Annotated in this window: 8 protein-coding genes; 3 read left to right on the plus strand and 5 right to left on the minus strand. The window is 73.5% G+C overall.

Annotation, left to right across the window (positions count from 1 at the left end):
- Positions 1-366: 366 nt before the first annotated feature.
- Positions 367-1,296, minus strand: coding sequence for an NAD-dependent protein deacetylase (locus FF36_RS06320; protein WP_044884044.1), 930 nt, complete (start codon positions 1,294-1,296; stop codon positions 367-369).
- A gap of 186 nt (positions 1,297-1,482) precedes the next feature.
- On the opposite strand from FF36_RS06320, the gene FF36_RS31405 reads away from it, so the two are divergent.
- Both FF36_RS31405 and FF36_RS06330 read left to right on the plus strand, forming a co-directional pair.
- Complete coding sequence (locus FF36_RS31405) at positions 1,483-1,821, plus strand: HypC/HybG/HupF family hydrogenase formation chaperone (protein WP_236705828.1); 339 nt, start codon at positions 1,483-1,485, stop codon at positions 1,819-1,821.
- 21 nt (positions 1,822-1,842) lie between these two features.
- Positions 1,843-2,868 (plus strand): hypothetical protein, encoded by a 1,026-nt coding sequence (locus tag FF36_RS06330; RefSeq protein ID WP_044884045.1) that lies wholly within the window; start codon positions 1,843-1,845, stop codon positions 2,866-2,868.
- 52 nt (positions 2,869-2,920) lie between these two features.
- Here the strand turns inward: FF36_RS06330 and FF36_RS06335 are convergent, their stop codons facing one another.
- Entirely contained in the window at positions 2,921-4,111 is a 1,191-nt protein-coding gene (locus FF36_RS06335; RefSeq protein WP_236705827.1) for a YihY/virulence factor BrkB family protein, read from the minus strand.
- A 335-nt stretch (positions 4,112-4,446) separates the two neighbouring features.
- Here FF36_RS06335 and FF36_RS06340 point away from each other — a divergent pair, with 335 nt between their 5' ends.
- Complete coding sequence (locus tag FF36_RS06340) at positions 4,447-5,238, plus strand: hypothetical protein (protein WP_044884046.1); 792 nt, start codon at positions 4,447-4,449, stop codon at positions 5,236-5,238.
- 104 nt (positions 5,239-5,342) lie between these two features.
- Here FF36_RS06340 and FF36_RS06345 read toward each other — a convergent pair whose 3' ends face one another.
- From FF36_RS06345 to FF36_RS06355, 3 genes are all read right to left on the minus strand, one after another.
- Entirely contained in the window at positions 5,343-6,818 is a 1,476-nt protein-coding gene (locus FF36_RS06345) for an NAD(P)/FAD-dependent oxidoreductase (RefSeq protein WP_370657255.1), read from the minus strand.
- A gap of 408 nt (positions 6,819-7,226) precedes the next feature.
- Complete coding sequence (locus FF36_RS06350) at positions 7,227-7,496, minus strand: nuclear transport factor 2 family protein (protein ID WP_044884142.1); 270 nt, start codon at positions 7,494-7,496, stop codon at positions 7,227-7,229.
- 100 nt (positions 7,497-7,596) lie between these two features.
- On the minus strand, positions 7,597-12,507 hold the full coding sequence (locus FF36_RS06355) for an FtsK/SpoIIIE domain-containing protein (RefSeq protein ID WP_044884048.1): 4,911 nt from the start codon (positions 12,505-12,507) through the stop codon (positions 7,597-7,599).
- Positions 12,508-13,270 lie beyond the last annotated feature (763 nt).

Genomic DNA, 13,270 nt, shown 5'->3' on the forward strand with positions numbered 1-13,270 from the left:
GTGGTCCCCTCGTCCTCGCCCGGCTGGGCCACCAACTCACCCGTCTGGACCACACCAGCTCCGCCATGCGCCCGCGGCTCGATCCGACGCTCCACGTGGCAGCAGCCCACGAGGAGACCCGAGGGCTCCTCCGCGAGCAGGACTGTCCCGTGTGGGGCGGTCAGGGCGGCACGCACCTCCTCGACATCCGTGCGCTGGCCCCCGACCAGGTCCGCTTCGGTGGTCCACCCCGCCCGGCTGGACTCCCCCCGGTACGCGGATTCGACGAGAGCGACGATCGCCGCCGCCTCGGCGGCGCTGTCGGTGGCACGACGAAACGCCAGGTTCGCGGGCTGGGGGCGGGAGACCGATCGCATCTCCCCATCCTCACAGCTCAGCGGGCGAATCCCCCGACAGGGCCAGGGACGGCACGGTCCGTGACGGCGCGAGCGTTCGTTCGCCGCTGGTGACGGCGGCAGCCAGCCGCGGCAGCAGCGTCCCGAGGGGGGCGTCGACACGGACCGTCGCCCGGCTGTCCCCACGGGTGGGCCCCTGGTTGACGATCGCGACCGGGATGTCGAGCTCGGCCGCCCGCAGGACGAACCGGTAGCCGGACATCACCGTCAGCGACGATCCCAGGATCAGCACCGCACGCGCGCTCTCGACCAGATCGAATGCCTGCGCCACGCGGGGTCGCGGCACAGTGGCGCCGAAGAACACCACGTCCGGTTCCAGCCGCTCACCGCCGCAGCCACGGCAGTCGACCATGACGAAGCGGGCGACCGCCTCCGCCGAGAGGGTGACGTCACCGTCCGGATTGGTGGGGGCTCCGGAGATGCGGAAGCCCGGGTTCGCCGCGGTCAGCCGCTCGTCGAGGTCGAGGCGCGGGCTCACCTGCCCGCAGTCGCCGCACACCACGCGGGAGAGGCTTCCATGCAGATCGATGACATGGCGGGAGCCGGCGCGCTGGTGCAACTCGTCGACGTTCTGGGTGATGATGCCGGTGACCAGTCCCGCCTGCTCCAGGCGGGCCACCGCGCGGTGGCCCGGGTTGGGCTCGGCCCGGGCGACCTGCCGCCAGCCGGCGTGGCTGCGCGCCCAGTAGCGGTGACGAGCCCCCGGTTCCTTGGTGAACTGCTGGTAGGTCATCGGGGTGTGGCGGCGCAGTGCCCCGTTCGGGCCCCGATAGTCGGGGATGCCGGAATCGGTCGAGATCCCCGCCCCGCTCACCACGGCGACGCCGCCTGCCGCGACGAGGGCACACAGCCGGTCGAACGCCTCGCCGTCGTTGGTCGTCTTTACTCCCACCGCTCCCATGCTGCCCGATCGCGCGGCCGCGGACCCGTCCGAGCCGACTGGTGACCTCAGAGCGTGGGTCGTACCGTTGCGCCGGGTAGACCTGTATCGAGGTGATGACCGATGAACGAGCAGGTCAGACGCGCCAGCAGACCGCCACGTCGGCGGCGGGACACCCCTGGTCCCGCCGTGGCGTCTGGTACCGCCGTGGCGTCCAGTACCGCCGTGGCGTCCCCCGAACGGCGCACGCCGCGCGTCACCGATGCGGGGGACGAAGCCGCATGTACGGGAGCCGAGCGGCTGTCAACGTGGGAGGCCGCGCAGGCAGCGGCCCATCCGGGCCCCGAGGCGCCGGTGTGTGGCGCGGCGGGGCAGCTCGCCGGACCGGAGGAGACGATCGAGGCCGAGATCGTCCGGTGCCTGCCGGGCGGGGTCGCACTTGTCCGGACAGCGGCCGGCACCGAGGAGATCGGTCTCGCCCTCGTCCGAGCCCGGGCGGGCGACGCGGTGCTGGTCCACGCCGGGGAAGCGATCAGCGTCCTCTGACCAGCGTGAAGGAGGCCAGCGATGAGGACGGTTCAGGCGCGGCTGGACCGGGCGGCGGCGATCGCCGACGCGACGATCTACCGGCACGATCCGGGCCATCGCGTGCGGCCCGGTCGGGGCGGATCGGGCGGACTCGTCGGGGTGCTGACCCCGGCCGCCTACGCCGCGCGCCATCCGGCTGACCGAGCCTACGTCCACGCGGAGTGCCTGTTGGAGGCGGGCCCCGACGCCGTGCTGACCGCGCAGGTCCGCTGGCTGCAGATCACGACGCGGGAGCAGCAGGTCCTCCGATCGGGCGGTGCCAGCGTCGGGCCGGAGGTGGCCTTCGACGCCGACCCCGACGACCAGGCCGAGTTTCTGCCCCACGAGGTCGATGAGGACGTGACGATCGCGGATCTGCTCGCGGCGGGCCCCGGCCCGATCACTCATCCCTCGACTCCGTCGACCGGAACATGGCCTCGCGGCTGGCTACCTCATCTCAGTGCCCCCCGCCCGGCCCCCTGGGAGCCGGCCGGCGCGGCGGCGGGCGGGCCGGGTGTGGCCCGGTCGGGGGCGCACACGGTGCGGCTCAGTGCGCCGTCCGGCCGTCAGGTCCGGACCGTGGATCACGGTGGGACGGCGCCGACCAGGATTACCTGGGACACCTGGTTCGCCCGGGCGGAACTGCGACTGAGCGCTGGGCTTTATCCCGGTCCACACCCGCTGCTGCGCCTGCGCGCGGAGCTGGTCAACATCTCAGGCTGGCCGCCCCACGCCGACGAGGCCCACGGACGGATCCCGGTAGGGTGGGCCGCCCGGGCCCCTCACGGGCAGGCATTGCGCCATGCGCTGATCGGGGCACACGTGATCCTCGGCATCGACCGGGGCCGGTTCGTCTCCCTGAGCGCGCCCCCCGCCTGGGCTGCCGCTGTCGCACGGGACTGCGTCAACGACGGCCTGTGGCCTGCGGTGGTCGGCGGGCCGGGCGGCGACCCCACCGCCGTGCTGCTCGCGCCGGTCCGGATCCCGGACGATCCGGGACCGCGGCCGACACCTTCCCCGGCTTGACGGGCCATCCGGGCGGTGTCGCGGCGGCGCCCGGACTCCTGGCCGAGATCCACTAGGGCAGATGGCCGCGATCCACATCCGCCGACGGACCGGGAACCCTGTCGGCCGACAGATCGGGGACGGCCTCGGCGGACGGATCGGGGACGCCCTCGACGGATGGATCGGGGTCCGCGGCGGCGGTCGGGTCACGACCCACGCCCGGGATCGCCGACAGCGGGTCGCTCGCCGGGCGCTGCTGGTCGGGCAGGTCGGTAAAGGTGACGTCCACCTGCTGGAAGCTCTTGAACTGCTCCGCCTTGGCGTAGGAGGTGTAGGCCCGCCGGTCGGAATCGGTCAGCTCGACGTCGTCGGTGAACGGGGTCAACAGCGCCCGCGGGTAGAGTCGGCCCGCCCGCACCGCGTTGATCTCCATGGCGACAACCACGACGACGGCGAGGAAGTACAGCCAGGTCATCAGCCCGAGAACGAGCCCGAACAGCCCGTAGACCTGGGTGGAGCCCTTGAGCTGGTGGGCGATGTAGTAGCTGCCCAGGGTCTGCACGAGCTGCCAGCCGAGCGCCGCGAACACCGCTCCGGGCAGGATCTCGCGCACTCGGACGGACCGGGCGGTCAGGACCTTGAAGGCGACGAGGACCAGGCCGGCGTTGCCCGCCGTGGAGATCGCGACCGCGAGCACCTGGAACCCGGCGGCCAACCGGCCGAACGCCGAGGCCCCGGTCGTGACGCTGGAGAGCACCGTCGTCATCAGCACACCGAGGCCGAGCAGGCCGATGAGGCTGAGGCTGCGCAGCCGGGCGAAGAACGGGTTCGGTCGGGCCCGGCGCGGCACCGCCCAGACGGTGTCGAGGGCGTTGCCGATCGCCCGGGCGACGCCGAGGCTGCCGGAGATGGCGCCGAGGACGCCGACGGCGACGGCGACGCCGCTGCCCTTGAGTGCCTGCACGTCGTCGCGGAGCTGATCACCAATGATCGGAAACTGGCTCAGCGTGGAGGTCACGACTTGTTCCTGCAGGTCAGGATGGCCGTGCAGGACGAAGCCCAGCCCGGTCGTGAGCAGCAGCAACAACGGGAACAGCGACAGGAAGGCGTAGAAGGTGATCAGGGCGGCGAGGTAGCCGCCCTGATCGTCGGCGAACTTGTAGATGACGGCGATGACGAAGCCGACCCCACGGTTGCGTTGCTGGGCCCGGTCGATGCGGCCACCGAGCGCCATCCCGCGCCTCCCCAGGCCGTCCATCGTCATGAAGCTATCCCCCGTCCGGGTGGGCCGCATACCCGCTGACCTGCCGGTAAAGCGTCTCGACCGGCCGACAACGGACCTCCCACCGCAACGCGCCCACATCGCCGCCGCGGCTGGCCCGATCGGGTGATGTGCCGGCTGCGCGGCCGGCCTTCACCCGCATCCCCCGATCCGGGTCCACCCGTATCCCCGATCCGGGCGGCGCCGCGGCGGGCTCCCTCCACCGGCTCATCATCGCGTTGACGGATGGGCGCGCATGGCCTTGGCTGATGCCGCCACCCTACGCACCTGATCGATCACGATGCAGCCACGGTCCACCGCCCGAAAGGAGTCCGCGGATGCGACGAGGTCTCAGGGGGATCATCCCGGGAATCGGCGTGGGCCTGCTTCCCCTCGCCGTCCTCCCGGTCCTGGCAGTATCCGGCCCGGATGGGGCAGCCCCGGTCGGCGCAGACAGCATCGGTGCGGACAGCATCGGTGCGGACACCGGCCACCCGCTCGTGCCGCCCGCCGACGCGGCCTCGACGCCGCACGGACGAGGTGACACGCCCGCCGACGGGCCGACCTACCTGATCGCCGACCTCGGACCGGTGAACCGATCCGGCGCGAGCGGCACAGCCACCGCGACCCTGCGGGGGAACCTGCTGAGCATCCGGATCGTCACCCACGGCTTGGCTCCGGGACTGCCGCACCCCCAGCACATCCACATCGGCGGCAGCCATTCCTGCCCCGCCCCGGACGCGACGGGCACCGGCGCGAGGGGCCAGGTCCGTTCGGGCGACGCGAAGAAGTCGATCGGTGCCATCGCGGTGTCGCTCACCACGACCGGCGACACCGGCCCGGACAGCTCCTACGCGCTGGACCGCTTCCCCGTCGGCGACGCCGGCTACGAGCGCACCATCACCGTCTCCCCGACGGTCGCCGCGGAGCTGCGCGGCGGCGAGGGCGTGATCGAGCAGCACGGTGTCGACGCGAACCACAGCGGCCGCTACGACGGGGCGGCCCGCAGCGACGTGAAGCCCGAGCTGCCCGAGGAGGTCTCCAACTCGGCCGCCTGCGGCCGGCTCGTCACGAGCCCGACCGCTGTCCCGGTGGGCGGGGTGGCAGCCGGCGGCGGCGGGACCGCCTGACCCGATCGGGCCGGGGGCCGGGCCTGATCCGCTCGGACCGGCTGCCGGGCCTGATCCGATCGGGCCGGCTGCCGGGGGAAGGGGGCGCGGAACACCGGCCCGGTTCATCGTCCCGCGACGCCGCCCACCGCACGGCCCGGATGCGCCGGGGAGTCGCTCGGGGCAACGTCGACGCTCGCCGGTCCCGACGCCGCGGCCGGGTAGATGCCGGTCTGCTCGGTGGCGTCGATCGTGGGTGGCCGCCCGTCAGCGAAGCCGAGCTGCACGATCTGGTGCGGGATGACCAGGTCCAGCGCCCAGTCCGTGACCACCCTGACCCGATTGGACCCGTTGTTCAACGCGTACGCGTGGTACGCCCGGGTGACCACGGCCGCGGGCAGTCCGTGCAGGGTGACCCCCAGCGGGTTGGCCACCGCGTCCCGGCCGCCTAGATCGACCACGAACCCGAGATCGTGGTGCCGGTACGGCCGGGCGGTGCCGTACCCGAGGGACGCCGCCACGTTGCGGGCGGCGGCCCCGGCCTGGCGCACGGCGTGCTGGGCGGTCTGACTGGCGAGGGCGCCCGAGCGGGTCACGTCCGGCACGGCGGCGGCGTCGCCCAGCGCGAACAGGCCATCCACCTCGGGGACGCGGAAGCAGTCGTCGACGACGAGGCGCCCGTGCGTGGTGGGCAGGCCCAGCTTGGCCACGAGCGGGCTCGGGGACACCCCCGCGCACCAGACCACGGTGTGGGTGTCGATCGTCTCGTGCTGGTCGGGGGCCTCCGCCTGGCCCAACCGGACGGTGCGCTCGGTGACCTCGTGCACCGCCGTCCGCAGCCGCAGCTCGACGCCGCGGGCGGTCAGCACGTCGGCGGCCCGGCGGCCGAGCGTCGGCGCCAGTTCGTGCAGCAGGCTCGGCGCGTGGTCGACGAGCACCCAGCGGACCTCCTCGGCCCGCACCCGCGGGTAGTTCGCCACCGCGCGCCGGCTGAAACGGGTCATCTGCGCGGCGAGCTCCGTGCCCGTGTACCCGCCGCCGACGATCACGAAGGTGCACAGGGCGCGCCGGCGAGCGTCGTCGGTGGTGGTGGCATCCGCCCGCTCGAACTGCCGCAGCACATGGTCGCGCAGGTGGACGGCCTCGGCGAGGTTCTTCAGGCCGATCGCGTGCTCGCGCACGCCGGGGATGTCGAAGGTCCGCGTGACGGACCCGGGGGCCAGCACAAGCCGATCCCAGCCCAGCTCGTCGACCGTGCCGTCGCTGCCGAGCACGGTCACCGTGCGGGCCCGGGTGTCGACCGCCACCGCATGGCCCAGGCGCAGCACGGTGCGGCGCAGCGCCCCCCGGGTGGCCACCGCCAGGTGCCGCGGCTCCACCGAGCTCGCGCAGACCTGCGGCATCAGGGAGGTGTAGAGCAGATGGTCCACCGGCGAGACGACGGTGAGCTCCGCCGCCGACGCCGGCAGCAGACCCTCCAGCCGCCGCAGCAGCCGCAGGCCGGCGAATCCGCTGCCCACCACGACCACGCGGGACGCTGCCGCCCCGGACCCGGCGGCGGACGCGGGTGCCGGGCGATCGGCTGCCCTGTCGGCGGGCAGGAATCGACGCAGGGACGCCGGCAACGACCATGCTGCGGGCACGTTCCACCTCCGGAGGCCGCACAAGGCGGTAGCGGTCGGGCGGCGGCAGGACGCGGGTGCGCAACCGCTTGGGGTGCGCGGACCGCGCCGGCCGCCTTCCTCTGCGTGCCCGGGTAGGCCGCCGGGCAATCGCTCGCCGCAGCGGTATCGCTTCACGTCCAGTCGATTCTCATGATCGCGATCGTGGAATCACGTCAACGGCGTTGATTATCGGACATCCGCCGCCGTCCTGGCGGACCTCGCCGGTCAGGGCCTGACCGGCGCGTCACCGCGGGGGACGCCCAGGTCACCGACCCGTGGACGCCAGGCGTCGAAGAACTCGCCGCTGGTCAGCCGGCCCTCCAGGTCAATCCCGAGGTAGCGACTTCAGGCCCGCACGCTCCCGTCCTCCTGGAGGAGCAGGGAGGTGTGGACAGTGTGATGGTCGGGCGCCGCCGCGCTCCTGGAGCGGACGTAGTCGGCGAACTCCCCGAGCCCGTGGTAGGTCCGGCTCGGGCCCGGCCCGATGTCGACCCGGACGTCGGACGTGCACGCGAGCCCCAGCCCCGCCACATCGTTGTTGTCGAAGACATGCGCGAACAGCGCCAGGATCTCCCGGATCGCCAGCGCGTCACCCTGGGGAAGGACGGCCGCCATCTCGTTCTTCCCTCCGCCCGCCGCTTACCGTTGGGCCCTTCCAGGATGGTCGGCCTGCCACCACCGGAACACCCCATTCCATGTGCATCGGGGTGCTGGTTCAGGTCTGGACGAATCGGGTGCCGCTTGCGGAGAGCAGGAAGCCTCGGCCGCGGCCTGGTCCGCTCGGCGGGTAGGTGAGGTACCGGCCGCTGATGGGGTCGGACTCGCCGGGTTCCGGTTCGAGCACGAGGCGGGTCGGCGCCGACTTGAGCCGGCTCGCGGTCGAGGTGTAGTCGGCCGTGCGCAGCTCGCCGACGCGGGCCGTCGCAACCAGGCGGACGCGGGGGTGACGCTCCTGCAGGAAGGCGTTCAGGCTGTCGCCGAGCCGGGTCACGTCGTCGATGAGCAGCAGGGCGGGGCGCTGCTCGCCCGCGGCCCGCTGGGCGAGGGTCACCGCCGTGTCGAGCTCACGCACCCGGTCCGCGGCCGGGCAGCCCGCGAGCGGCGAGTCGGCGGGGGCTGCCGCGTAGATCGCCACGGCGTCACCCAGGCTCGCCCGAGTGAGCTCCGCGAGTCGGCGCAGCAGCGTGCTCTTGCCGCAGCGAGGTGGCCCGTACACCAGGGCCGGGCTGCCTTCCGCCAGGTCAAGGCACACCTGCACGACCGCGCCGTCCTGGGTGGCGAGGCCCACCGGGATCACCAGCACGTCGTCGTCCAGGCGGGCGCCCCCGTCCGCGGTGAGCTCGTCCGGCTCGATCGTCGCCGGCAGGGCCCGGATGCGTCTGGGTAGGGACGCGGCGCGGGCGCCGTCCGCCCAGGCCCACCGCGACGACCGGCCAGGCCCGTCGGCGCCGCCGAGCAGGGCTGCGGGCACATCGGTGGGCAACGCTGCGGGCGTGGACTCGCGCGTGGCCCCGGTCGGGGAGACGGCGTCGGGGGTGGCGACCTGGACCTCCATCAGCAGGTCGTTGCCGGTGGTCCACAGGCCCCGGCCGGGCACACCGCGTGGGATCGAGCGTCGTTCGACGGTGAGGTCGGTGTAGGCGTTGCGGTCCGGTAGGCGCAGGATGAGCCGCTGCGGCGCGCGGGCGGCGACCTCGTTGCGCACCCGGGTGCCGACGACGGACGCGGCGACGGCCACCTTCGACGCGGGCCCCGCGCCGATCACCGCGGCGAAGTCCTCCAGCACCGCGATCCCCTGTTTGGAGCTGACGGCCTCGTACGCGTTCATGAAGCCGGCCAGGTTGTCGATCAGCAGGATCGACTGGGCCTCGGCCGCTCGGGCCGCCGCGTCCAGCGCCCCCAGCCGGGCGATCCGGGCCCGCAGGTAGGCCAGCAGGTTCACCTGCCGCTCCCGCTCGTCACCGAGGATGACGTTGCCGGCGCAGTGCGGCAGCGCGGCGAGCCCCTGCAGGTCGCCTCCGGCGAAGTCGAGTGCGTACAGGTGCAGCTCGGCCGGGGACAGCGAGGCGGTGAGACTCGTGGCGAGCACGGTCAGCGCGGTGGTGGCGCCGGCGCCCGGAGCGCCGAAGACGAGCAGGTTGCCGGCGTCGAGATGCCAGGCGACCGCGGGCTGGCGGGCGTGCTCGGACTCGTCCGGACGGTCCGCGCGGCCGAAGTACGCCGCGAGCCCGGCGGGACGCCCGGGGATCACCTCCCCCGCCCGGGCCTGGGCCACGACCTCGCCCGGTGCCAGCGACACGGGCAGTGCCGGCGGCCAGACGTCCGCGACGGGCCGCAGCTGGCGCCTGCCCAGCGCCGACCGGTAGGCACGCCGGACTCCGGCGATCAACGCGCCCAGCTCGGTCCGCTCCCCGGCCTCGACACTCTCGTCGTCCTCGACACCCGTGCCGTTCGGCAGGTCGTCCACCTGCCACCAGGGCTCGTCCAGGGCTGCGATGCCCGCCAGGTTCGCGCCGCCGGACATGGACGTGACGACGCCTGCGGCGCCCACGACGTCCGCGGTGGCGACGACGGCCGCGCCGGGTGGGACGGCCGAGGCGGCGGTGGCGACCGCACTGGGCGTGACGGTCCACCTGTCGTCGTCGGGGGCGGCGGCGGGGAGCAGCGTGAACGGTTCGAGGCGGATCGCGTCGTCCGCGGACGCTTCGACTGGGCCGGACGGGTAGCCGGCCTGGAAGGCGAGCACCTGGTTGTCGACCCGGGCCAGCCCGCGGCCGGGCACGGTGAACCGGGCGGCGTCCGGCAGGTCGATGAGGCGCACCGAGTCCTCGACGTCGAGGAGCTTGAGGGTCATCCGCAGCTGGGTGTTGCGCTTGATCTCGTCGTAGTTGCGCACCGAGGCGGGGCTCTGCGTGGCGAACAGCAGGTGCACGCCCAGGGAGCGGCCCCGCTTCGTCAGGTCGATGACGGTCTGCAGCTCGTCGGGGAGCTCATCGGCGAGGATCTGGAACTCGTCGATGATGACGATCAGTCGGGGCAGCTCACCGGCGATCTGCTCGATCTTCGTCGCGCCGCGGGCGAACAGCAGCCGTTCGCGGCGCAGCAGCTCGGTGCGCAGGTAGCGCAGCGCCCGCTCGGCCTCGTGCAGGTCGGTGTCGCTGACCAGGCCGACGCAGTGCGGCAGCCGGGTGAGCTCCTGCAGGGACGTGCCGCCCTTGAAGTCGAACAGTCCGATGATCACCTCGTCGGGTGAGTACCGCGCGGCGAGCCCGGCCACGATCGTCTTCAGCAGCTCGCTCTTGCCGGATCCCGTCGCGCCGCCCAGGAGCCCGTGCGGGCCATGGCGGACGAGGTCGAGCTCGAACGGCCCATCCTCGCCGACGCCCACCGCGATCGTGAGGCTCCCGGGGTCGTGGCGGGCCGACCAGTGCCCGCGGATGGCGTCGGCAAGCTGGTCGGACGGCTGCGCCAGGTCGAACGGGACGAGGTCGGACAGCCGCACCCCGGCGGGCAACGGCACGTCCCGCTCGGCCACGAGCGGATCGTCGAGCCGCGCGAGCATCCGCGCGCAGCGGTCGGCGTCGTCGGCGTCGAGCGCCGCCGGGCTCGCGCCGTGGACGACTTGGCCGGTCCTGGCGTCGGCCTGCGTGACCGTGCCGTCGGGGCCGAACTCGACCAGCGTGGTGGTCAGATTGGGGGGTGGGCCGTCGACGACGATCGCCGACGCGTCGGCCGCGAGCGCGCGGCGGAAGGCGAGGCTGGACCCGGGCCGCAGCCGCGGGCCGTCGACGATCAGCAGGGTCCGGACCGCCTGCACCCGCTCGGGGGACGCGGCGGCCGGCAGGCCGAACGCGGGACCCCCGCCGGCGCCCCGGCCGCCGAAGCCACCGGAGCCACCGAGGCCGCCCGATCCGCCCGGCCGGCCCGATCCGCCCGGCCGGCCTGGTCCTCCCGGTCCTCCTGCTCCGGCGGCGCCGGCGGCGGCGAACGCGTCCGCGGCTGTCAGCCAGGCGGCGGCCTCGTCGACGGCGCGCTGCGGGTCTGCGGTGGCGTCGATGCGCCGCACCCGCAGTTCCCCGCTGGCCTCGTCCCGCAGGTGCGGGAGCCACTTGAGCCACTCCCAGTCGGCGGTGTCCTCGACCAGCAGGCCGATCCGCAGATGGGCGGGCCCCTGCGCGCAGCACGCCTGACAGATCGCCGCACGGACCAGGCCCAGCACCTCCGGCCGCGGGCCGCGCAGCGTCACGAGCTCGCCGCGGTCCAGACTGAGGGTGAGCGGGACGGGTGAGAGACCCCCCGAACGGGCCACCCGTTCCCTGACCTCGGCGCCGGCCTGGTCCACCCGCTCGACCGCCGGACGCCACTGCAGGTGCCCGACGGCGACGAAGACGTCCAGGAAGTCGCGGTCGGTCGGACCGCGTTCCCACAGGGTGGCGCCCAGCTGGTCGGCGGCGCGCACCCAGTCGGCCGCCGTCGGCGTGACGTCCCAGCGGCGCCGCAGCTCCTGGCGCCTGGCCTCGGCCAGCCTGGTGTCGAACGCGGCGAGTTCCGCCGCCCGCTCGGCGGCGCCGCGGCGCACCTCCCGGCGGCGGCGCAGCCGGCTCTCCACGAACGAGAACACCACGATGATCGCGCCCATCGCGGAGAGGAGCGCGTACGTGAGCTGCCTGGTCATCGTGAACAGAAGGCCGGCGAGGACCAGCGGAGCGCCGAGGGAGGCCCAGTTGAACGGGTTCGCCCGGCCCGGCTCCCGGGGCGTCGGCGGCAGCGTGACCCCGTCCGGCGCCGGCGGTGGCACCGGACGGGCGGTGCGGTGGAACGGCACGGTCGGGCGATGCTCGGCCGGCACGCCCAGTGCCTGGCCCGGTCGGGCCAGCCCGCCGCCCGCGCGGGCCAGGCGTGCGGTGCTGCGCCCGACGGTGAGCACCGCGGCGGGGCGCAGGACCTGATCGTCCGCGGGAGCCTCGCCGTCCACGGTGAACTCGGCCGCCGCCCACCGGCAGGTGACCGCGTCGTCGGCCACGGTGAACTCGGCCACCGCCTCCTCAACGCCGCCGCGTTCGAGCAGCGGCCCGTCGAACGGGTCGACGAGCAGCGAGACCGCCTGCCCCACCGGCACGGGCAGCCGCCACCCAGCACCCGGGCCAGCGACGACCACCAGCTCCCACCCGCCGGGCTGCGACCCCGCCGACGACCAGGGCAGTACGTCAGACAGTTCGGCGTGGTGGGCCGGGGCCCACCAGTCCGCCTCCGTATCCGACGCGACCGCCTCGAAGCCGCTGGGTTCCGGCGCAGCCACGGGCTCCCACCAGGCATCGGCGTTGTCTCCCTGCGAGGTGTCGTCTCCCCGCCAAGCCGACGGTCCCGGCGCGGTGAGCCCACCGCCAGACCCGGACCAATACCCGTCCACGGATTCGGCCGGGGCCACCTCGACGCCGTCGACGATGCCGCAGATCGCCACCGGCACCTCAGGCTCGAACGACTCCCCCTCCACCACAAGACCGAACTCGCCCGCCGGGCCAAACAGGCGAAGACCCAGCTCCCGCACAGTCGCGTCCGCCCCGACCTCCACCGACCAGTCCCGCACCCCGCCGCCCCCGGCGACCGCGCGCACCCTGACGATCATGAGGTCCGAGACCGCGGACTGCGCCCCGCAGGACCGGTCGGAAGTGTCATGAGCTCGGCATAGACGGGCTCGGGCCGGGGAGCCTCGTTACCACGCCACCGTCCGACCAACGGGCCGCCACCGTACCTGAAGGTGACCAGGCCGGCTGAAGGGACGAAATCCACCACGACGATCTGCACCACTTTCCTGTCAATGAGGCGAGCCGGACGACATCATCCCAGGTCGGTGAAATTTCTAGGCTCCGACTCGGGCGGCGGCCACCATGGACACGGAAGTAGGCCGTGCCGTTGAAGGCTGCGGGTTCTCCGAGCTGTTGTGATACTCGAGTGGGATCTCCGTTAGCGGCACCTCGCGTCCAGTCGATGACCGCCTCGCCGCGGCGATGCCGACGTAGGGCCGCGGCCCCGGGCCAGTCTGTATCCAGGCATCCACAGGAACCTCCACGTTGCCCCAAGGGTGGGCGACGGTAACCAGGACATCCGGGTACTCCTCGAGAGACAACATCAGCGCCCTCCGCGACGGTGGCCAAGTTCTGAACTTCCCAGTCCCCGAAGTCGCGGCGCACCATCACCGGCTCCCACCACGGGAGTCCTCGCCTGGCGCACTCCGCGCGCGATTTCCCTGGCATCCTCCCCGCTGATGTGGCTCTTCGACAGGAACAGGCATCGCGCAAGTCGGCTCATCGCTCATCCTCATAGATTCCGTAACCAGCAGCGCCGACCCCCGACCGCTCCGCACCCAGCCAGTGACCTTCACGTAGCCA

This window comes from Frankia torreyi, from assembly GCF_000948395.1.
Classification (GTDB): Bacteria; Actinomycetota; Actinomycetes; order Frankiales; family Frankiaceae; genus Frankia; species Frankia torreyi.